The following is a 21937-nucleotide window of genomic DNA, read 5'->3' as shown; positions in this document are numbered from 1 at the left end:
CACCTTGCCGGCATGAAGGACTCGAAGGTGATCGTCGCGATCAACAAGGACGCCGAGGCGCCGATCTTCAGTGTTGCGGACTATGGACTGGTTGGTGATCTGTTCGATCTCGTACCGGAACTGGCCGCGCTAGTCTGATTCAATGGAATGCAACATGAACCGTTTCAAACTTAATGACGCAACGACGTCTGATGAGTCCGATCCGCATAACCCGCCATCGGAAACAGAAACCGGCAACGGACGCGCGGTGGAAGAACGGCGTTGGCCGTGGTCCATCGGCCACTTCGACTGGATGGACGAATATTGCCCAATGCCGGTCGAAGTGAATGGCGGCGATACCCCGATCCTGGCGCACACGTGGCTATGACATCGTCTTCACCGGAAACGCACGAACGTCCATGCCGGATAGTTGCCGGTACAACCGACGAGCTCGCGCCGGGGCAACGCAAGCTCCTGTTCGTCGGCGGTCGCAGCATCGTGCTGTTTAACGTCGACGGCATGATTCGCGCGATCGATAACGATTGTCCGCACAACGGCGCGTCTCTTGCCAACGGCCAACTCGACGGTACTTTTCTGCGCTGCCCGGCCCATGGTCTGCGCTTCGATCTTCGAACCGGGCGCACACCAGGGGCGGGCGGCCTCGGTTTAAGGACATTTCCGGTAGATGTCGTCGAAGGCAGGTTCGAGGTCGCTGTCGACGCACGCACAACGAATCCATGTGGCGCGATGGATTGCGCCAATACGACACGTTGGCAGTTGCCGCGCAGCGAGTGATTGCAACGCGCACCCCCGTCTATTTTCGATGCCGGGTTCGCCAATCACGCGGCGTCATACCAAATCGCGTTTGAAACCAGACGGTGAACGACCCTTGCCGTCCATATCCCAACAGCGTCGCGACACGGCCAATCGGATAACGCGGATTGAGCAGATAGCGCACAGCCAGGTCGCGCCGGACCTCTTCAACCAGATCGGAAAAGCTCGTGCCGGATAAATCGAGTTGGCGTTGCATCGTGCGCACGGTCAGATTCAACTGCTTCGCGACGAGTTCGATGCTCACCTGGTCGACCGGTAGCAACAGGTAGATCGCTTTGCGCACTTCGAGCGGCGTCGAATCCGCGGTCGCCACATTCAGCGGATTGGCGAGGTTTTCCGCATACCGCACCAGTTCGGGATCGGCATTGGGATTCGGGTAGTCGAGGTCGGCGGCGGTGCAGACGATGCCATTGAAGTCGCTGCCGAATTGCACCGCGCAACCGAAGAAATGCCTGTGAAACGTCAAATCCGCCGGCGCGACATGCGTGAAATGGACGCTGCGCGGTTTCCAGTGCTCACCTAAAAGTGCGCTCGAATGCTGGGCGAGCGCGCCAACGGCGAGTTCGATTGCCTGTACGTTCGTCGTGCCCGGCTGCACGAGCAGTTCTTCGCGGATCGTGACGGTCGTTCCTGCCGTTTCTACGTATATCGCCAGCGCTTCGTTAAGCAGGTGGCGATACTGCGCCGCAGCGAGCAACACCTCACGCAGCGTGCGCTTATGCGCGAGCAGGATATTCATCACGCCAGTACCGAACTGCTGGCGCGTTTGCGCAATTTGCAAACCTAACGTGCGGCATTGCGCCTTGTCTGCAGTCAGTTCGAGCAACCGGCAAATTGGCGTGACCGGCACCAGCGTATCGGGATTGGCGAGCGCAGCGGCGTCGAGCCCGGCTTCCTGAACCAGTGCAAACGGATTCAGATCAAGACGTCGCGCGACGTCGAAATACCCCCGGATCGACGACGACCTCACCATCGCTTCCATTGGCTTTCTCCGTTCCGCGGCCCTGATTGCCATCACCGAGCTTATTTCGGGGTTAACGACGACTGGCATCAAATCATAAAACAATGTCGTCCAATCCGAAAAGCGGTTTGGCGTCCTCCTCTATCGTGACGATAACGCTTCAGCCCCCGGCATACACCGCTTCGCAGCAGACCGGATGGAGCCACTTCACAAACCTCTGGAGAAACAGATGCAGTTCCTCGACGATTCGTTGCACCCCGAGAATCAGGACAAGGTTGTTATTACGGTCGCTCCGTATGGTCCGGAATGGATGCCCGCCGATTTTCCGGAAGACATTCCGGTAACGATGAACGAGCAGATTCAAAAGGCCGTCGACTGCTACGAGGCAGGCGCGACCGTGTTGCATCTTCACGTACGCGAGCTGGATGGCAAGGGATCGAAACGTCTTTCGAAGTTTAACGAACTGATCGACGGTGTTCGTCGCGCGGTGCCCGACATGATCATCCAGGTCGGCGGTTCCATTTCATTCGCGCCGGAAGATGACGGGCAAGCGGCAAAGTGGCTGTCCGACGATACGCGTCACATGCTCGCCGAACTCCAGCCGTCGCCGGATCAGGTGACTGTCGCGATCAACACGACGCAGATGAACATCATGGAGTTGCTTTATCCCGCTTATCTGGAGGGCACGTCGCTCGCTCATCCGGCCTATCAGGCTGCTTATAGCGAAATGACCGTGCCTGCAGGGCCCGCGTGGGTCGAGGAGCATCTGAAGCGCTTGCAGAAAGCGGGTATTCAACCGCACTTCCAGCTCACCGGTATGCATGCGCTGGAGACGCTCGATCGTCTGGTGCGTCGCGGCGTTTATCGCGGTCCGTTGAACCTGACGTGGATCGGCATCGGCGGCGGCTTTGATGGCCCGAACCCGTTCAATTTCTTCAACTTCATCCACCGTGCGCCAGATGGCTGCACGCTGACTGCCGAATCGCTGCTGAAAAACGTGCTGCCGTTCAACACGATGGCGATGGCGATGGGCTTGCATCCGCGCTGCGGCATCGAGGACACGATTATCGACCAGCACGGCAAGCGCATGACGTCGGTGCAGCAGATCGAACAGTGCGTGCGGGTCGCGCATGAACTCGGCCGCGAGATCGCAAGCGGCAAGGAAGCGCGCGAGATCTACCGGATCGGCAAGTGGTACGGCAGCGTCGGTGAGACGCTCGCCGCCAATGGCATGGCGCCGAATCGCGACGCGGGTGTCAAGAATCTGCCGCTGCGTGCGGCATAACCAGCAAGTCCGAAAAGCCCCCGGCCGCGGCCGGGGAAACGAATCGAAACATAACGACAACAGCCGCCGTGTCCTTCGGGACAGAGGAGCGGTCATCGCGCGAGGCGCCAAGGAGATACCGAATGTTGTTGCAGCACGCCGAGCCCACGACGGGCGATCTATCAAATGCCAGATCGGATGTTCCGGTTTACGCGTGGGTGGTCTTCACGCTGACCGTCGGTCTGCTGCTTTCCGACTACATGTCGCGACAAGTGCTCAATGCCGTGTTTCCGATGCTGAAGGCGACATGGAGCCTTTCCGATGCGCGGTTGGGCTCGCTTAGCAGCATCGTCGCGCTGATGGTGGGTTTGCTGACGCTGCCTTTGTCGATGCTGGCCGATCGGTGGGGCCGCGTGAAGAGCATCGCGCTGATGGCGATGATGTGGAGCATCGCGACGCTCGCTTGTGCGGTCTCGGCGAGTTACGGACAGATGCTGCTGGCGCGCGCCTTCGTCGGAATCGGTGAGGCGGCATACGGCAGTGTCGGCGTGGCGGTCGTGTTGAGCATTTTTCCGGTGCGGTTGCGCGCGACGCTGGTTGCCGCGTTCATGGCAGGTGGGGCACTGGGCTCGGTGATGGGCATGGCGTTCGGCGGCGCCGTCGCGGCGCATCTGGGCTGGCGCTGGGCGTTCGGCGCAATGGCCTGCTTTGGAATCGTGCTGGTCGTCATTTATGTGCTCGTTGTCACCGAGAAGCGGCTCGCGCCGTTCAGCATTGCGTCCGGTAGGCAGCATGCGTGTGCTCGTGAGCGCATGCGCGTCGGTGCATTGCTGAAACGGCTGGTTTCGACGAAATCGGTTGCATGTGCGTACATCGGCAGTGGCGTTCATCTGTTTGTCCCGGCTGCGCTGTGGGCCTGGATGCCCAGTTTTCTGAACCGCTACTACGGTATGGCAGTCGGTAGTGCCGCGGCGGGTGCGGCCGTGCTGGTGCTCGTCACGGGCATTGGCATGGTCGTGTGCGGGAATCTGACCGATCGGTTCAGTAAAGACGCGCCTGGGCGGAAATGGAATTGCGCGATCGTCTATTGCGCGATTTCGTTCACGCTGCTGATTGTCGGACTCACGGTCCCGCACGGCCCGCTGCAACTCGTGCTGATCGGCGGCGGGATGTTCTTTAGCGCAGGTGCGACTGGGCCATCCGGTGCGATGGTGGCCAATCTCACGCCGCCTTCGATCTGCGCTTCCGCGTTTGCGACGCTGACGCTGGTCAACAACCTGCTCGGCCTCGCGCCCGCCGCGTTGGTCACCGGCGTGCTCGCGGACAGGATCGGTCTGCACGGCGCGTTGTGTCTGGTGCCGTTCGCGTCACTGTTTGCGCTCTTCGTCTTCGCGTTCGGCAAATGCCACTATCAGCAAGACCTCGAACGGGTTAATGCACTTCGCGAACAGGCGTCCGCATAGAGGCGCGCCGTACAACGGACCTGGTAACGCCAACTGCGCTTCGCAGTCTGGTTGCGTGAAATTGAATGGGAGATTGAATCATGGCGAAAGCAGTGCGCTTTCATCAAACAGGTGGCCCCGACGTTCTGCAATACGAAGAGGTTGAAGTGGGTAACCCTGGGCCCGGCCAGGTGCGGTTGCGCCACGAGGCCGTCGGCCTGAATTTCGCGGATACGTATTTTCGCTCGGGGCTATACCCGGTGCCGTTGCCCGCGGGCATGGGCGTCGAGGCAGCTGGCGTTGTCGAAGCGATCGGGCAGGGCGTCACGCAGATCGAAGTGGGCGACCGTGTGACCTATACGGGCTTTGTTAATACGTTGGGCGCGTATAGCACCGAGCGTCTGGTGCCTGCGGCGCCACTGATCAAGCTTCCGGATGACATTGCGTGTGAAACGGCTGCGGCGATGACCATGCGCGGCTTGACCGCTTCGTACCTGATGCGGCGCATCCATGACTTCAAGCCCGGTCAGTCGATTCTGCTGCACGCCGCGGCCGGCGGCGTGGGGCTGATTGTGTCGCAATGGGCGAAGCTGCTGGGACTGACCGTGATCGGTACCGTCTCGAACGACGCGAAGGCGGGTGTCGCGCGCGAGCATGGTTGCGACCACGTCATCAATTACAGCCACGAAGACGTGGCCGCGCAAGTGCTCGAATTGACCGAAGGGATCGGGGTCGACGTCGTGTTCGACAGCGTCGGCAAGGATACCTTCGAGGCCTCGTTGAATTCGCTCAGGCGCCGAGGTCTGATGGTTTGCGTCGGCACGGCGTCGGGTCCGATTCCACCGTTCAATCCGCAGGTGCTCGCGATGAAGGGTTCACTGTACTTGACCCGCCCCGCATTGGCCGACTACATCGCGGATCCTGCCGAAAAGGCTGCACTTGCCGGTGAGCTTTTCGCTCACGTCGGGGCGGGCCGCATCCGGATCGATATCAACCAGCGCTACGCGCTCGAGCAAGCGGCGCAGGCGCACCGGGACCTCGAATCGCGCAAGACCACGGGCTCATCCGTGTTCGTTATTTGAGGAACGGAACCATGCGTATTGAACAATTGACCTGCGCGATCGGCGCCGAACTCACCGGTGTGCATCTTGCCGACGCGGTTCACGATGACGACCTGTTCGCCGGGATCCGTGCCGCGCTGCTCAAGCACCGCGTCCTGTTCCTGCGCGATCAGGAGATTACCCGCGCCGAGCATGTCGCATTTGCGCGGCGCTTCGGCGACCTGGAAGATCATCCCGTTGCGGGCAGCGATCCGGAGCATCCGGGCCTTGTGCGCATCTACAAAGCACCGGACCAGCCGAACGACCGATATGAGAATGCCTGGCATACCGACGCAACGTGGCGCGAAGCGCCGCCGTTCGGCTGTGTTCTGCGTTGTGTGGAATGTCCGCCGGTAGGTGGCGACACAATGTGGACGAACATGGTGCTCGCATATCAGAACCTGCCGGAGCATGTGAAGAGCGAGATTGCGGATCTGCGTGCGCGTCACAGTATCGAGGCGAGCTTTGGCGCCGCGATGCCGATCGAAAAGCGTCTTGCGCTAAAAGAGCGTTTTCCTGACGCCGAGCATCCGGTGGTGCGCACGCATCCGGACACGGGCGAGAAGGTGTTGTTTGTGAATGCGTTCACCACGCACATCACCAATTTCCACACGCCGCAACGCGTGCGTTTCGGTCAGGATGCGAACCCTGGCGCCAGCCTGCTGTTGAACTATCTGGTGAGCCAGGCCTACGTCCCTGAGTACCAGGTGCGCTGGCGCTGGTCGAGGAACAGTATCGCGATCTGGGACAACCGCAGCACGCAGCACTATGCGGTGATGGACTACGCGCCGTGCGTGCGCAAGATGGAGCGCGCCGGCATCATCGGCGACAAGCCGTTCTGATGGGGCTCGCATGACTATGCACACGACACCGACCGTGCTGTTCGTGCCGGGCCTGCGCGACTACGTTGCGGACCACTGGCAGACGTTGATGCAGGCGCGTCTGCCGCGGGCTGCCTGCGTGCCGCCGCTCGAGCACCACAAGCTTAGCTGCGCTGCGCGCGTCGCAGCGCTCGACAAGGCGCTCGGCGGCATCGAAGGACCGGTCGTTCTGGTGGCGCACAGCGCCGGTGTGATCGCTACCGTGCACTGGGCGCGGCTTCACGATCGGCCAATTCATGGCGCGCTCCTTGTGACACCACCGGACCTCGAGGTGCCGATGCCGGCCGGTTATCCGACTTGCGACGCACTTGAACTGAACGGCTGGGTGCCGTGCCCGCGCGAACCATTGCCGTTTCCAAGCGTGGTCTGCGCGAGCCGGAACGATCCGCTTGCCGGCTTCGAACGTGTCGCGCGGATGGCAGCCGATTGGGGCAGCCGTCTGCTCGACGTCGGCAAGGTCGGCCATCTGAATCCGGCGGCCGGCTACGGCGAATGGCCGCTGGCGAAATCGCTGATCGACGCGTTATGCGAACAGCCGCCGTCGATGCAATCGAGCAACGTCGCACACAGTGCGTAATCGAAATATCGGGAAGAGTCTCATGGAAGGTTTGATGATGCAGCAGCCGCTGCTGGTTGCTTCGCTTCTTAAGCACGCGGAGCGCCATCACGGCTCGCAGGAGATTGTGTCGCGCCGCGTAGAAGGCGACATTCACCGCTATCGTTTTGTCGATCTGGCTCAACGTGCGCGCCGCATGGCGAATGCGCTGGCGGCGCTCGGTATCGCCGCGGGCGATCGTGTCGGCACGCTCGCGTGGAACGGCTACCGTCACATGGAGCTGTACTTTGCGGTGTCCGGGTCCGGCGCGGTGCTGCATACGCTCAATCCGCGGCTGCATGTCGACCAACTCGCCTACATCATCGATCACGCGGACGACCAGGCGGTGTTCTTTGATTTGACGTTTTTGCCGCTGATTGAAGCGGTCGCGCAACGCGTGAAGAGCCCGAAGGTATTCGTGGCGATGACCGATCGTGCGCATATGCCGCGTATCGATACGCTGCCAGTTCCGTTGCTGTGCTACGAGGACCTGATCGACCGTCACGGGCCGCGTTTCGACTGGCCGTTGCTGGACGAAAACAGCGCGTCGTCTCTGTGTTACACGTCCGGTACCACGGGCAACCCGAAGGGCGTGTTGTATAGCCACCGTTCGACCGTGCTGCATACGTACGCGGCGGCATTGCCCGATGCGTTGAACTGCTCGGCGCGCGATGTGATTTTGCCGGTCGTGCCGATGTTTCATGTGAACGCGTGGGGCTTGCCCTATATCGCATGCATGGTTGGAGCGAAGCTCGTCTTTCCGGGCCCGGCGCTCGACGGCAAGTCGCTCTATGAACTGATCGAAGCGGAGCAGGTCACGATGTCGGCCGGCGTGCCGACGGTCTGGCAGGGGTTGCTGCGGCACGTCGGCGAACGCGGTACGACGTTCACGTCGATGCGTCGCACGGTGGTGGGCGGCGCCGCTTGCCCGACCGCGATGACGACGGAGTTCCAGGAACGCTATCGCGTCGACGTGCTGCACGCATGGGGGATGACCGAGCTGAGTCCGGTGGGAACAGTATGTAGCTTCAAGGCGCATCAGCGGTCGCTGCCGATGCAGCAGCGCTACGGCGTGCAGGCCACCCAGGGGCGTGCGGTGTTCGGCATCGACATGAAGATTACCGATGCGGACGGTAGCGAACTTCCCTGGGACGGTGTGTCGGCAGGCAACCTGATGGTGCGCGGACCTTGGGTCACGCGCGGATACTTCCGCAGCGACGACGCGCAACCGCTCGTCGACGGCTGGTTTCCGACGGGCGATGTCGCGAAGATCGATCCGGACGGTTTCATGCAGATCACCGATCGAAGCAAGGATGTCATCAAATCCGGCGGCGAGTGGATCAGCTCGATCGACATTGAAAATGTCGCGTGCTCGCATCCCGACGTGGCGACTGCGGTTTGTATTGCGGCGAAGCATCCGAAATGGGACGAACGGCCACTGTTACTGATCGTCAGGAAGCCTGGCAGGTCGCTTTGCAGCGACGAACTTCTCGCATTCTTCGACGGGCGCGTGGCGAAATGGTGGAGGCCCGATGCAGTGGTCTTTATCGATGAAGTGCCGATCGGCGCGACTGGCAAGGTATTGAAGAACCGTTTGCGCGAGCAGTACCAGGACCACTACCTGTCGGCGAATTAAACACCTCGCGGCTGCTGCGGATGTAACCCGAACGTTATGGATGTCTCGCTCTTTTTGATGTTTCAATAGCAACGTAAGTTAGGAAACCAAATGAAAATGAAGTTGGTCCACATTGCAACGGGGATACTGGCCGGCTTTTCCGGTCTTGCACAAGCGCAGTCATTCGTGACGCTGTACGGCACGATGGATTCCGGCATCCTGTACCAGAGCACCGCAGCGGCATCGTTTGCGCGGACCGCGCCGAACCTCGGGTACGTGTTCCGTTACAAGGACGGCGGGATCTATGCGAGCAACTGGGGCATGAAGGGCAGCGAAGATCTGGGAGGCGGCTATCACGTCAACATCAAGCTGCAAGGGTCGTTCGACAGCGGAACGGGCAGGTCCCAACTGAGCGATACGCCCGGTGCGGTCGCCATGTTCAACCAGTTCGCGACGCTGGGTGTGTCGGGTCCATTTGGCACCATCGACGCCGGCCGCCAGATCGTTCCGATGATTTACGCGATGTACGAAACCGACGTGCGTGGCGCGCAGTATTTCGGCAGCATCCTGACCGCGTGGCTTGGAATGAATCAGGCCGCGGGATGGCCTGGCACAAGCACCAACGGACCCATCGGCGCGCTGTACGACAGCAACGCGATCGTCTATCAGTCGCCGAAGTTCTACGGCGCGTCGATCGCGCTCGAGTATGCGCCGGGCGGCGTGGCAGGACAGCCGCAAGGCGGCACGCGCGAGTCGGCGGTGCTGAAGTACTCGAATTACGGTTTGAATCTGGCGGCCGCTTATTACAACGGGCACGACGCCAATCCGTTTCCCGCTACTTATCCGGCCACACCGGCCGCGCCCGCGACGGGCCTGAACAACAACCGTTTTTACTATCTCGGCGCGATGTATACGTTCCACGATTTTTCGGTGTCGGGCTCGTATAGCAACGGTAAAAATCCGGCGAACAGCAATCACGTCGACTTCGAGCTCTGGTCCGCCGGCCTCGGGTACCGGTTCACGCCGACGTTCAAGGTCACGTCCGGCTTCTACTACCTGAAGGACAAGAACAACTCGTCGAACCATTCAAGCGAAGTCGCGGTAGGCGCCGAGTACAACCTGTCGAAGCGAACGTTGGCGTATGCGCAGGTCGGGTATGTGGACAACAACGGCACGATGAATCAGACGATCGTCTATGGGCAACCGGTTGCACCCGGAAGGTCGACGACTGCCGCGATGGTTGGGATGCGGCACAGCTTCTGATCAGCCGTGTCATTAACACAAGGACAACCGAATGAAGATCAGTGAAAAACTCGTTTGCACGGTGGGCGCATTGATGCTGGTGGGTTCAATCCATGCATGGCCGCAAGGTGGCGACGACGCGAAGATGGCGTCGGGCGGAGCAGCCGCCTCGGCACCGGGTGTCGCCAGTCGGAAATCTGCGAAACAGGCCGATCGCGCGCTGCGCAAGAAGGTCTACGCGGCGATTGCAAAGTACAAGGCGATCGATGCCGGCGATATCAGTATCAGCGCAAAGAGCGGCGTCGTTACGCTTTACGGCACCGTCAAGGATGCGTCACAGGTCAACCAGGTGGCCGAAATCGCGCGCAATGTACCGGGCGTTACGTCGGTCGTCAACAAGCTTGCGGTAACCCGGCCGTTCAGTGGTCAGTGAGGCGAATCAATGAAGATAACGAAATACAGCCTCGCCACGATCGACGATTTCGTTGGCCGCGAACTTGGCGTGTCCGACTGGGTCGTCATCGATCAATCGCGCATCGATGCCTTTGCGCGGTGCACGGGCGATACGCAATGGATCCATCTGGATGCGCAGCGCGCGGAGCGCGAGAGCCCTTTTGGCGGCACGATCGCACATGGTTACCTGACGCTCTCGTTGCTCGCGCCGCTCGCAATGGAAATCGGTCTGATTCCAGAAGATGTATCCGCCGGATTGAACTATGGGCTCGACAAGGTGCGCTTTATGACGCCGGTCAGGGCTGGGGCACGGGTGAGAAACCGTGTGACGCTGATGTCGGTGGAAAAAAAGGGTGGCGGTCGCGTGATCGTCAAGGTGATGAATGAATTGCAGGTGGACGGCGCCGACAGACCGGCGCTGATCGCCGAGACGCTGGCAATGCTGGTGGCGCGTGACGCGCGTGACGCGCGTGCGGCGTCGGAAGCCGGTGCGGTATGAGGAGAAGCTGATGGCAATTGCTAGAGAACACACGGTGGAACACGCAGCACGAGACAACGCGCCTATCGGGCTCGCCGTGTCTGCAACTGAAGGCGTACCGGGGCCGAATCCGTTTGTCGGGCTGCGCCCCGGTGACCTGTTGGCCACTGCGCAGCAGCTTGCCGCTCAGGCGGTCAGCCATCCCGCGCTGTTCGTGCAACAGAAAGCCGCGCTCGTGTGCGATCTGATTTCGGTGCTGTGCGGCAACACGTTACATGCGCCGCCGAAAGGCGACAGGAGATTTGCCGATCCTGCGTGGCAGGAGAGCGTGTTGTATCGCATCGTGTCGCAAGGGTATTTTGCCTGGCGTCATGCCCTGTCGGGATTTGTCGAGCGTTCCGAACTCGATACGAAGACTCGTGAGCGCGCGCAGTTCATGCTGTCGCTTATCACGGACGCGCTGTCGCCGACCAATACGCTGCCGGGAAACCCCGCGGCGCTGAGGAGGCTTGTCGAATCCGGCGGTGCGAGTCTGATTGGCGGCCTCGCGAATGCCGCAACGGATCTGTTGAACAACCAGGGCATGCCGGCTCAGGTCGACAAGTCAGCGTTCGCCGTGGGAAAGAACGTCGCCGCTTCGCAAGGTGCGGTCGTTTTTCGGAACGATGTGCTTGAGCTGATTCAGTATGCGCCGGCGACTGCGCACGTCTACGGTCGCCCGCAACTGATCGTGCCGCCGCAGATCAACAAGTTCTACGTGTTCGATCTGTCCGAAGGCAAGAGCATGATCGAATTTCTGGTGAAGAGCGAATTCCAGGTATTTGCGGTGAGTTGGCGCAACCCTACCGCCGCGCAAAGCCATTGGGATCTCGACACGTACGTCGGTGCGCTCCTCGAAGCGATCGCGGCGGTGCGCGAGGTCACCGGCAGCGAAGATGTCAACCTGCATGGCGCGTGCTCCGGCGCGATGACGATCTCAGCGCTGCTCGGCCACCTGGCGAGCCGCGGTGAGAAGACGGTCAACGCGGTCACGCTGATGGTTGCCATGCTTGACATGAATGATGACTCGCAACTTGGCCTGTTCGCCACGCCTGAAGCCATCGCCGCCGCCAAACAGAATAGCACCGCGAAAGGCGTGCTCGCCGGCGAGGAAATGGGTCGGGTGTTCGCGTGGATGAGACCGAATGATCTGGTGTGGAACTACTGGGTCAACAATTATCTATTGGGCAACGCGCCGCCGGCGCTCGACATCCTCTACTGGAACAACGACACAACCCGGCTGCCGGCAAAGTTTCATGGGCAGTTGCTCGACATCTTTGCCGAATGCGTGTTCGGCAAACCGCGTGCGTTGACCGTGCTCGGCACGCCAATCGATCTTTCCGAGGTGACGTGCGACAAATATGTCGTGGCGGGCATCACCGATCACATTACGCCTTGGAAGGGCGTGTACAACACCGCGCGGATGTTCGGCGGCAATACGCGATTCGTGCTGAGCTCGAGCGGCCACATCCAGAGCCTGATCAATCCGCCGGGCAACCCGAAGGCGAAATTCTTCACCAATCCGGCGCTGCCACGCCATGCGGATGCGTGGCTCGAAGATGCGCAGACCGAAGCCGATTCGTGGTGGACAGACTGGCGTGACTGGCTTGCTACCCAATCCGGTGACCGGAGAAAAGCACGGCGAGCCCTCGGCAACACGCAGCACGTGCGGCTCGCCAACGCACCCGGCACGTATGTCGTCGAAGCATAGGCATTCCTTAACCTTTTTACCCTTGGAGATACGACGATGGAATCGACTCAACTTTTCAATGTTCCCGGCGTCTTTGCGAACCTCATCGGCCAGTTCAAGCTGCCCGGCGTTGACGCAGCGGTGATTCTCGAATCGCGGCGCAAGGATCTCGAGGCGGTGATGGTTGCTGTCACAACTGAGATCGCCGGCATGCAATCGCTCGGCCAGAAACAGGCTGAAATTCTCCGGTCGGCGGTCAGTGGCTTGCAGTCCAGGATCGCGCCGAAAGCGACGCAGGAGCGCGAGCAACCGGTGGATCGGGACGACACGATTCAACAAGCGTTGCATGACACGGTTGCGGATTTTCGCTCGCTGGTCGATATCGCGTGCAAAACGCAATTCGACAGTCTCGCGGTGCTCGGCAAGCGCGTGACTGAAAACGTGGAGGAGTGGAAGGGCCTGCTTTCGGTCAGGAAGTAATGGCGCGCGCTGAGCGCGATGCTGCCGCCCGGGACCGGGTGTCCCGCCATCGGATCAATTGAACAAGAAATTGCAGATGAATGCCGAGTTTGTCAGCAGCATGCGGATCGCGACCGTGGACCTGGACGGTCGGATCCTGCGGGTCGCTACCCGTTACGGCAGCGATGCGTCGCCGCCGTTGGTCATCTTCAATGGGATCGGCGCGAATCTGGAACTGGTCGAGCCGTTCGTTCAAGCGCTGGAAGACGTGAGTGTGATTGTCTTCGATATCCCGGGCGTCGGCGGATCGCCGGCGCCGCTGATGCCGTATCGGTTCTCGACGCTATCGGTTTTGGCCGACAAACTGCTGTCGCGACTAGGTCACGATGGGCCAGTCGACGTGCTCGGCGTGTCATGGGGCGGCGCGCTTGCGCAGCAATTCGCATTTATGCATCCGGCGCGTTGCCGCAGGCTGGTTCTTGTGTCGACGTCGTCCGGTATCGTGATGCTGCCGGGCAGATTATCGGTGCTGTCAAAGCTGGTCGGCCCTCGCCGCTACACCGATTCCGCGTATTTGCAGCGGGTCGGTGCTGAAATTTACGGCGGCAGATACCGGCACGACCCCGCGCTGCTCGAAGAGCACAGCCGACACATACAGGCGCCGGGCGGGCGCGGGTATCTGTATCAATTGCTGGCGGTTGCAGGCTGGACGAGCCTCCCGTGGCTGCGCGCGTTGCGCCAGGCCACGCTCGTATTGCATGGCAACGACGATCCGATCGTGCCGCTTTCCAACGCGAAGATTCTCGCGGCCTGTATCCGCGATGCGACGCTGCATGTGGTCGACGATGGCCATTTGTTGCTGATTACCCGCGCACGGGAAGTCGCGCCTGTCGTGCGCGAATTTCTGCGGCGGGACTCACGTTGAGGTTACCCGGAGATGGTGCTCGCGACGGCGATTGCAGCCCGCATGCGGCAGCTGATGCACGGACCGACGCGGAACGAACCGGCGTCGCGCGCATAAGGCGCGTCGCGACAGGTCTGCTTGTGGGTCTGTTTGCGCTGCTGTGCGCCTGTATTGCGCTTCAAGGTACGCATCCGTGGCTTGTCTGGGTGCGTGCGTTCGCCGAGGCCGGTACCGTTGGCGCGATCGCCGACTGGTATGCAACCGTCGCGTTGTTCCGGCATCCATTCGGGCTGCCGGTGCCGCACACGGCAATCATTCCGCGGAACCAGCAGCGCATCGCGGCGCGATTCGGCGAGTTCGTGGAAGTCAATTTCCTGAAACCGGAAGTGATCGTCGCGCGGTTGCGCGAGCACAATGCGGCGAAGGCAATCGCGCTCTGGGCCACCGATCGCGCGAACAGCAACGCGGTGGTAGACGCGCTAGCCGACTCGCTGCCGGCATGGCTCGACGAAATCGATGACGCCGATGTCGAACGGTTCCTTGACCTTTCCGTGGTTCCGGAACTGCGCACCTTTGACGTGTCCCGCGTCGGCGGCACGCTGTTGCGGCTCTGCATCGAACTGGAAAAACATCAACCGTTGCTCGAGCACGGTCTGCGTGTGTTCGAAAAGTGGCTAACGTCGCACGTCGACCTTATCGCTGCGAAATTCAGCGAGGCGTCGAAGTTTACGCCGGCAATGCTTGATACATACATCGTTGGCAGGTTTGTCAACGGAGTCGTTGCGCTGCTGCATGAAGCGATCGAGCGGCCCGATCACGAGCTTCGTCGACAGTTTGGCGACGCGATAGAGCAACTGATTGTCCGGTTGCGCACGTCTTCGATCCATCGTCGCTATGGGCGCCTGTTATTGCGCGATTGCCTGCGGCACGTCAGAAGACGCGGCTATCACCGCGTGTTGCTCCGATATGTCCGGACCCGCGTCGCTGCCGACCTCAACGGCAAGCGATCCTTACTGCGCAACCTCGCGGCAGGGACGCTGATTTCCGTCGGCAAGCGCGTGGCGGGCGCGCCGGCGCTTCAGCACAAGTTGAATGAATGGTGGCTGGAGGTCGCTTACCAGCTGGTGATCCGCTATCGGCACCCGCTGTCGACGCTGATTTCCGAGGTTGTCAATGGTTGGAGCGCGCGGGAAGTGAGCCGCAGGATCGAGGCTGAGATCGGCCACGACCTGCAATTTATTCGCGTCAACGGCGCACTGGTCGGTGGTATCGCGGGCGTGTTGCTCCACGCGATCACCATGCTTTAACCCCATCCTCGCTGCCGCATTTCGCATCGCTTCTGTCGCATCGCCTGTGATGCCCCTTTCTCGTGCATCACTGTTCGTCAGATGTGAGTATTCCCGCACGGAGTTTCCATTGCCGATCGCACACCATGCGATTGCCGATGTGATTTCAGACGCTGCGTGGGCCGCAATTGATGTCGCATCCGCGACGCTCATCAAGAAAGAGAAGACGCTGAAAATGAGAATTGAATAGCTTCGTCGCGAATGGCGGAACAGGCCGTGCGATTAAGCACCGCACATTCCGCCAACGCGATTGGCGAACGGTTTGCGATCGGTGGCCATTGAACTGGCCGGATCGCACCGTCGTGAGAGAGACCGTGAAATGCTCAAGAGATCGGATTGCCCGAGAGCGCTGTGCAGTCACGGGAGCGATACCTTCTGGTGCGACGCGCGAAGGCGTGTATCGGCACGCGGCCCACCAGACGAAGCGCTCCGGCATTTCCTTTTTTGTCTCTCTAGCTACGAGGTGAAGCCATGAGAATTAAATCGTTGTTAGGGATTGCGGTTGCATCGGTGGTCCTCGTGCCATCGCTGCAATCCATTCCAGCATGGGCCGATGGCCCGAAGCAGGCGTACGACAACGGCGGAACAGATGTGTCGCTCGATCCGGGCGAAGAACGCATGACAGCCGATGAGGAAAACCAGGCACGTCAGAAAGACCTGAGCGATGCCTATCACAACGGCTATAACGCTCGTGCGAAGGAGGACGCCGAGACGTATGCGTCGCTGCGGGATCAGTTGAAGCAGCCGGCGAAGCAGGTCAAGACGCACGATGTGCCGCCGCTTCCTGCAGGAATGCCCGACGATGACGAAGACGAGGCGATGCAGACACCGGTTCCTCAACCGGCTGTCACGCAACGCGCGTTGCCCGCGCAGGCCCGACCCCAGGGTGTCGCCGTCGCGCGGCCGAGGCCGGCGCCGCCGCCGGTGCGTTATCAGGCACAACCTGTCTATGCGCAGGCGCCTGCGTATGACAACGGTCCCGCGGCGTATTACCAGCAGCAGCCGGTCTATGTGCAACAGGCCTACGCGCCGCCGCCGCCCGTGCGTGCGGTGCCGTACATTCCGGTCTATGCGCAGGAAATGGAGTATCCGGTGATGCAGCCGGTTGTCGCGGTCGCCAGTCCTTATCCGGTGTACCGCGGCGGATACTGGGCCGGGTCGTATCCGCGCCCGTATAGCAACGGGCCGATGATCTACCAGGTCTGGCAATAACGGAGTCGCGCGGGCTCGGGGACAGTTGCTGAACCGGGTCCGCATTCGTGCCTTTGCCTCACAACGGCCATGCCGAGTCATTTCGGATTGCGTATCGTAAGCGAACGCGGGAGCCGGGTAGGCAATTTTCATACGAAAGCACACGCGCAGGCGCGCACGCTATAACGAAAGCTCGCGTCAGCACGCTGTCACGAATCTCGCGAACTCGCTTACATTAAGGCTTCAAGTAAGCGTTATTTCAGTTACGCGAGTCACTGAAATCGTTCACGCCGCAGACGCTCCGGATTCACGTCGATGTTTTCGGTTGTTGTCATGCCGGTGTCATTCCTACCTGTCCAAAATACTCGCAGATCGTCGCTCATACGAAGGGACGCGGCGGTCGTGTGTCGATCGGCAATTCATGCGTTCACGGCGATTAAATTCGTCTAGACGTCCGTACAAGTTCACCGATGTGTCATACCGCGTCGAGTCATGTGAGGAAGAGATGAAGGTATCGAAGGTTTTGGCGGCCGCGACCTTTTTAGCGGGGTTTTTCTCCGGTGCGGCGCATGCGGCCGGTACCTGTCCGAATAACGGCGTGGTTCGCTTCGGGGTTGAGCCATATGAATCGGCGCAGCGCATGTTGCCGGTCTATACCGATCTCGCGAAGCTGATCGGCGACAAGCTTGGCTGCACCGTGCAACTGTACGTGGCGACCAGCTATAACGCCGAGATCGAAGCGATGCGTAACAACAAGCTGGAGTTCGGCGAGTTCGGCCCGCTTGGCTATGTGCTCGCGCATCAGGTCGCGCATGCCGAGGCGGTTGCGACGTTCGCGGGCGAAGAGGGCAAGCCTGCGACGTACTACGCGTCGATCGTCACGTGGCCGGGTTCGGGCATCAAGACGCTCGCCGATACGCGCGGTCATTCGTTCGCGTATGCGGATGCGGCTTCCACGTCCGGGCATCTGTTTCCCGCATTCGGTCTGAGCAAGAACGGCATCGACCCCGATAAGGGCATCAAGCCTGTTTATGCAGGCAGTCATACGGCATCGTTCGAAGCGCTACGCAACCACAAAGTTGAAGCAGGCGAGCTCAACAGCGAAGAAATTGCCAGCGCGAAACTGCACAACGAATACGACCCCGCCGCTTATGTGACGCTGTGGAAATCGGAACCGATTCCTATCGATCCGATCGCGGTGCGCGGCGATTTGCCCGCGGATATCAAGGCGCGTTTGACCAGTGTGCTCAGCTCGCTCGATCTGCATCAGTTGCCCGCGGCCGATCAGAAATTCCTCGCGGCCAACCAGAACCCGGAACTGCGCACCGTGCCGCAAGCCGATTCCGCGTACAACCAGATTCGTGACCTCGTGTCGACCCTTCATATCGATCTGTCAAAGCTTTGAACACCGTGTTGAGTACCTCTGGCAATATCCCGCTGGATCCGTCGGCTGCATTTGGCGCTGACGCGTCCGGCGCACATGTGGCGGCGTCGCGCGATACGCGCGCTTCCGGCGTCAAACTGGCCGTGCATAACCTGACGATGCGTTATGGCAATGGCCATACCGCGCTGCGCGATTTCAACCTGTCTGTGAGAGCGGGCGAAATGGTGGTCGTGCTCGGCAGCAATGGCAGCGGCAAGTCGACCTTCATGAAGTGCGTGGTTGGACTGAATCAGCCCACCGCGGGCTCCGTGGAGGTTGCCGGATGCGATCTCGCTGCACTGTCGGGCAACGCGTTGCGGCAAGCGCGACTGCCGCTTGCACTGATTTCTCAAAGCGCGAATCTGGTGAAGCGGCGCAGTGTGCTCGCGAATGTCTGCTGTGGTGCGCTCGGTCGGCACAGGACGCTGGCGACCGCGTTAGGGCGCTTGCCACGCGCCGAAATTGAAACGTCGCGCGCGTGTCTGGATGAAGTCGGTCTGCTGCATCTCGCCGCTCAGCGCGCCGGCACCTTATCGGGTGGACAGGCGCAACGTGTGGCCATCGCGCGTGCATTAGTGCAACGTCCGCATGTGCTGCTTGCAGATGAACCGGTGGCGAGCCTCGATCCGGAAGCGGCCGACGAAGTGATGCGGCTACTGCGCCGCCTCGCGACGGAAGACGGGCTGGCGGTTGTGTGCGTGCTGCATCAACCGGAGCTCGCTGCGCGCTATGCCGATCGATTGGTCGGCCTGCGCAATGGGCAGATGGAATTCGACCAGCAGGCGCCGGAAGTGTCCAGCGCGCAGATTTCGCGCCTCTACGTGGACGGCGCATCATGAACAAAGCCCTTGAGATGCGTGCGCCGACGACGGGTTCGTCCCCTGCACGCACGTTCCTGACACTCTGTGCGATCGTCGTTGCGCTCGCGCTATTCGTGCAGGCGTGGATCGTTGTTCAGGCCCGTCCGCAAGATCTGGTGACCGGCGCGCACGGCATGGCCGACATCATTTCGCGCGCGATGCCGCCCGCCTTCGACGAGTTCATCCCGAACCTGCACGCGGTGCTCGAGACCATCGATCTCGCGATCTTCGGCACGGTGTTCGGTGTGATCCTCGCGTTCCCGCTTGCGATTCTCGCAGCCGCGAACATTACGCCGGCGAAGCCGTTGTATCACGCGTCGCGTGCAATTATCGGCGTCACGCGCGCGGTTCCGGACCTCGTGTGGGCTCTGCTGTTCGTGACCGCGGTCGGGCTCGGACCGTTTCCGGGCGCGCTTGCGCTTGCCGTCCATTCGATCGGGATGCTGGGACGTCTATTCGCGGAAGTGATCGAAGATATGGACATGGGCCCGGTCGAAGCATTGACGTTGACCGGCGCGAGCCGCCTGCAGGTGTTGACGCATGCGGTCGTGCCGGGCGTGTTGCCGTCGCTGCTCGGCATTGGCTTGTTCCGGTTCGACGAAAACTTGCGCTCGTCGCTGGTGCTCGGTTTTGTCGGCGCCGGTGGCATCGGCTTCCAGTTGCTGACCGCGATGAATCTGTTCCAGTACCAGACGGTGTCATATCTGCTGATTGCCACCTTTGTGCTGGTTGCGTGCGCGGAACGCATTTCCGCGTATCTGCGCAGCCTCGTGACGTAGTCCGGCTCGAACCCGTCCTATGTTGATCGATCACGGCGTCGCCGCCGACCCCTGGACGCTGGGTGATACGGTATCGATCGAGCCGCGGATCCACCCGACGGCCTTTGGGCGCTAAAAACGCGGGGGGCGGCTTCTTCAAGGCCGCCCCCCGCATCAACATCGAGTTAGCTCACTTCTAGCTGCGTCAGGTGTCAGGCAAGACCCACGTTCGTCAGCGGCAACGCATGGATTCGCTTGCCGGTGGCCGCATAGATTGCGTTAGCGACTGCGGGCCCGAGCGGTGCGACGCCCGGTTCGCCAATGCCAGTCGGTGCGATGTTCGATTGAACGATGTGCACTTCGACCGCCGGCATCGCATTCATCCGCAGCACCTGGTAGCCGTCGAAGTTATTCTGTTCGACCTGCCCGTCTTTCAACGTGATCGCGCCGTACAACACCGCGCCGAGCCCGAAGCCGATGCCGCCTTCGATCTGCGCGGCAATCACGTCCGGGTTGATCGCCGTTCCGCAGTCCACCGCGCAGACCACGCGATCGACCTTGACCTTGCCGTCCTTGTCAATCGAGACCTCCGCCACTTGCGCGACGAACGTCTTGAACGCTTCGGCCACCGCGATGCCGCGTCCTTTACCCTTCGGCAACGGCTTGTCATTCCAGCCAGCCTTCTGCGCGGCGAGATCGAGAACCGCGCGCATCCGCGGCTCGTTCGCGAGCATGTCGCGCCGGAACGCGTACGGGTCCTTGCCCGCTGCATGAGCGGCCTCGTCGATAAACGCCTCGACTGCGAACGCCGTGTGCGAGCTGCCGACCACACGCCACCAGAGCACCGGCACTCCGGTTTGCGCCGTCGTCAGTTCAACGGAGATGTTCGGAATCGCGTACGCGATGTTCGCGGCGCCTTCCACCGACGTCGGATCGACGCCGTTCTTGATCATCCCCGCGAATGGCGTGCCCGCCATGATCGACTGGCCGACGATCTGATGCCGCCAGCCGACCAGATGACCATCGCGTGTCAAGCCGGCTTCCAGTTTATGGAAATACATCGGCCGGTAAAGTCCGCCGTGGATATCGTCCTCACGGGTCCATTGAAGTTTGACAGGCGTGCCATTCGCGCCAAGCGCCTTTGCAATCGACACGGCTTCAGAGATGTAGTCGGAACCCGGATTCGCGCGCCGGCCGAAGCTGCCGCCCGCATACAGCGTGTGGATGCTTACCTGTTGCGGTTGCAGACCCGCGGCTTTCGCCGCATTCGCCTGGTCGACCGTCTGGAACTGATCGCCTGCCCAGATTTCGCATTGGTCCGCGCTCAGCTTGACGACCGCGTCGAGCGGCTCCATCGGCGCATGTGCAAGGTAAGGGAATTCATAGCTCGCGGAAATCTTGCGCGCTGCGCCGCGAATCGCCTTGTTGGCATCGCCCTCGGCGCGTGCACTGACACCCGGCTTTTCGGCCATGCGGCGATATTCGGCCATGATGTCCGCGGAACTGCGTTTTTCCGCTTGCGAGTCGTCCCACACGACCTTCAGCGCATCCCGGCCTTGCTTGGCTGCCCAGAAACTCTTGCCGACCACCGCGACGCCACGCGGTACCTGAACGACATCGACCACGCCCGGCACCGCTTTGGCCGCAGACGCGTCGAACGAACGCACGGTCGCGCCGAAGCGCGGCGGGCGTTGCATCACCGCGACCAACATGCCGGGGAACGTAACGTCGAGCGTAAATTGCGCGGTGCCGTTGGTCTTCGGCGGCACATCCACGCGTGGCAGCGGCTGGCCGATCAAGCGGAACTTGCTCGGGTCTTTAAGCGTGACCTGATCCGGGACCGGCAGTGCAGCGGCTTTCGATACCAGCGATCCGTAGGTGGCCTGCTTGCCGCTTGCGTCGTGATAGACACTGCCGCGCTCGGTGCGCAGCGAGGACGCCGGCACCTGCCATTGCTGCGCGGCCGCGGTGATGAGCATCGCGCGCGCCTTGGCGCCCGCGTCGCGCAACTGCATCCACGAATTAGCCATCGCCGAGCTGCCGCCGGTGCCCTGCATCGTGCCGAATGAGAGATTCGCGTAGCGTTTCGCATCGGCAGGCGCGCTTTCGACGCGCACGTCCGACCAGTCGGTGTCGAGCTCTTCCGCGACGATCGTCGCAATGCCGGTATACGCGCCCTGGCCCATCTCGACGTGCTTCGCGATGACGGTCACGCTGTTGTCGGGGCTGACGCGCAGGAACGCATTCGGTGCGAACGTGCCCGCGGCCGCGGTGCCGGGCGCGGCGGGTTCTGCCGCGATCGCGCGCCGCGCAAAGCCACCCCATTCGAAGCCGATTGTCAGTGCGACGGCGGCGGCTGTGCCCGCGCCTTTCAGGAACGTACGGCGTGTCGGGCGCTGAACTTCATTGATGTCGGTCGTCAT

General features: G+C 61.3%; 21 protein-coding genes and 1 pseudogene. 20 read left to right on the top strand and 2 right to left on the bottom strand.

The genetic code is table 11. The features are described 5' to 3' along the window. From BX592_RS21970 to BX592_RS21960, 3 genes and pseudogenes are all read left to right on the top strand, one after another. Positions 1-138: pseudogene (locus BX592_RS21970) on the top strand (electron transfer flavoprotein subunit alpha/FixB family protein); the annotation flags it as partial. 16 nt (positions 139-154) lie between these two features. Beyond that, a complete protein-coding gene (locus tag BX592_RS21965; protein ID WP_134194455.1) occupies positions 155-367 on the top strand; it encodes a hypothetical protein in 213 nt (70 codons plus the stop codon). Next, on the top strand, positions 364-774 hold the full coding sequence (locus BX592_RS21960; protein WP_134194453.1) for a Rieske (2Fe-2S) protein: 411 nt from the start codon (positions 364-366) through the stop codon (positions 772-774). The genes BX592_RS21965 and BX592_RS21960 overlap by 4 nt, the downstream gene beginning before the upstream one ends. A 19-nt stretch (positions 775-793) precedes the next feature. On the opposite strand, the gene BX592_RS21955 is transcribed toward BX592_RS21960, so the two are convergent. Beyond that, on the bottom strand, positions 794-1795 hold the full coding sequence (locus BX592_RS21955; RefSeq protein WP_134194451.1) for an AraC family transcriptional regulator: 1002 nt from the start codon (positions 1793-1795) through the stop codon (positions 794-796). Positions 1796-2003: 208 nt separating this feature from the next. On the opposite strand from BX592_RS21955, the gene BX592_RS21950 reads away from it, so the two are divergent. From BX592_RS21950 to phnE, 17 genes are all read left to right on the top strand, one after another. Continuing rightward, positions 2004-3059: a beta-keto acid cleavage family enzyme gene (locus BX592_RS21950; protein WP_134194449.1), complete on the top strand. Its 1056-nt coding sequence runs from the start codon at positions 2004-2006 to the stop codon at positions 3057-3059. Between the two features lie 122 nt (positions 3060-3181). Then, the gene (locus tag BX592_RS21945; RefSeq protein ID WP_134194447.1) at positions 3182-4501 is read left to right on the top strand and encodes an MFS transporter; all 1320 of its coding nucleotides are present in this window, start codon (positions 3182-3184) and stop codon (positions 4499-4501) included. A gap of 80 nt (positions 4502-4581) precedes the next feature. Further along, positions 4582-5562, top strand: a complete 981-nt coding sequence (locus BX592_RS21940; protein WP_134194445.1) for a quinone oxidoreductase family protein — start codon at positions 4582-4584, stop codon at positions 5560-5562. Positions 5563-5573: 11 nt separating this feature from the next. After that, positions 5574-6422 carry a TauD/TfdA dioxygenase family protein gene (locus BX592_RS21935; RefSeq protein ID WP_134194443.1) on the top strand — a complete coding sequence of 283 codons (849 nt, stop codon included), beginning with the start codon at positions 5574-5576 and terminating at the stop codon, positions 6420-6422. A 10-nt stretch (positions 6423-6432) separates the two neighbouring features. Beyond that, complete coding sequence (locus BX592_RS21930) at positions 6433-7038, top strand: RBBP9/YdeN family alpha/beta hydrolase (protein WP_134194441.1); 606 nt, start codon at positions 6433-6435, stop codon at positions 7036-7038. A 22-nt stretch (positions 7039-7060) separates the two neighbouring features. Continuing rightward, complete coding sequence (locus tag BX592_RS21925) at positions 7061-8692, top strand: 3-(methylthio)propionyl-CoA ligase (RefSeq protein WP_134194439.1); 1632 nt, start codon at positions 7061-7063, stop codon at positions 8690-8692. Positions 8693-8788: 96 nt separating this feature from the next. After that, on the top strand, positions 8789-9934 hold the full coding sequence (locus tag BX592_RS21920) for a porin (protein ID WP_208327948.1): 1146 nt from the start codon (positions 8789-8791) through the stop codon (positions 9932-9934). A gap of 31 nt (positions 9935-9965) precedes the next feature. Beyond that, positions 9966-10346 (top strand): BON domain-containing protein, encoded by a 381-nt coding sequence (locus BX592_RS21915; RefSeq protein ID WP_134194435.1) that lies wholly within the window; start codon positions 9966-9968, stop codon positions 10344-10346. A gap of 9 nt (positions 10347-10355) precedes the next feature. Next, positions 10356-10865: a MaoC family dehydratase gene (locus tag BX592_RS21910; protein ID WP_134194432.1), complete on the top strand. Its 510-nt coding sequence runs from the start codon at positions 10356-10358 to the stop codon at positions 10863-10865. 10 nt (positions 10866-10875) lie between these two features. Then, complete coding sequence (locus tag BX592_RS21905) at positions 10876-12594, top strand: alpha/beta fold hydrolase (RefSeq protein WP_134194430.1); 1719 nt, start codon at positions 10876-10878, stop codon at positions 12592-12594. A gap of 36 nt (positions 12595-12630) precedes the next feature. Next, positions 12631-13053 (top strand): phasin family protein, encoded by a 423-nt coding sequence (locus BX592_RS21900; protein WP_134194428.1) that lies wholly within the window; start codon positions 12631-12633, stop codon positions 13051-13053. Between the two features lie 76 nt (positions 13054-13129). Further along, positions 13130-13957, top strand: a complete 828-nt coding sequence (gene phaZ, locus BX592_RS21895; protein ID WP_134194426.1) for a poly(3-hydroxyalkanoate) depolymerase — start codon at positions 13130-13132, stop codon at positions 13955-13957. Positions 13958-14076: 119 nt separating this feature from the next. Beyond that, entirely contained in the window at positions 14077-15243 is a 1167-nt protein-coding gene (locus BX592_RS21890) for a DUF445 domain-containing protein (RefSeq protein WP_243849660.1), read from the top strand. A 510-nt stretch (positions 15244-15753) separates the two neighbouring features. Next, the gene (locus BX592_RS21885) at positions 15754-16494 is read left to right on the top strand and encodes a hypothetical protein (RefSeq protein ID WP_134194422.1); all 741 of its coding nucleotides are present in this window, start codon (positions 15754-15756) and stop codon (positions 16492-16494) included. 484 nt (positions 16495-16978) lie between these two features. Then, positions 16979-17878, top strand: coding sequence for a phosphate/phosphite/phosphonate ABC transporter substrate-binding protein (locus BX592_RS21880; protein WP_134194420.1), 900 nt, complete (start codon positions 16979-16981; stop codon positions 17876-17878). Positions 17879-17883: 5 nt separating this feature from the next. Further along, positions 17884-18735: a phosphonate ABC transporter ATP-binding protein gene (gene phnC, locus BX592_RS21875; RefSeq protein ID WP_243849659.1), complete on the top strand. Its 852-nt coding sequence runs from the start codon at positions 17884-17886 to the stop codon at positions 18733-18735. After that, a complete protein-coding gene (gene phnE, locus BX592_RS21870; protein ID WP_134194416.1) occupies positions 18732-19535 on the top strand; it encodes a phosphonate ABC transporter, permease protein PhnE in 804 nt (267 codons plus the stop codon). Before phnC ends, phnE begins: the two co-directional genes overlap by 4 nt. Positions 19536-19726: 191 nt before the next feature. Here the strand turns inward: phnE and BX592_RS21865 are convergent, their stop codons facing one another. Then, a complete protein-coding gene (locus BX592_RS21865) occupies positions 19727-21937 on the bottom strand; it encodes a xanthine dehydrogenase family protein molybdopterin-binding subunit (protein WP_134194414.1) in 2211 nt (736 codons plus the stop codon).

The organism is Paraburkholderia rhizosphaerae (assembly GCF_004366595.1).
GTDB classification, from domain to species: Bacteria; Pseudomonadota; Gammaproteobacteria; order Burkholderiales; family Burkholderiaceae; genus Paraburkholderia; species Paraburkholderia rhizosphaerae.
This window is presented reverse-complemented; position numbering and strand designations above follow the sequence as displayed.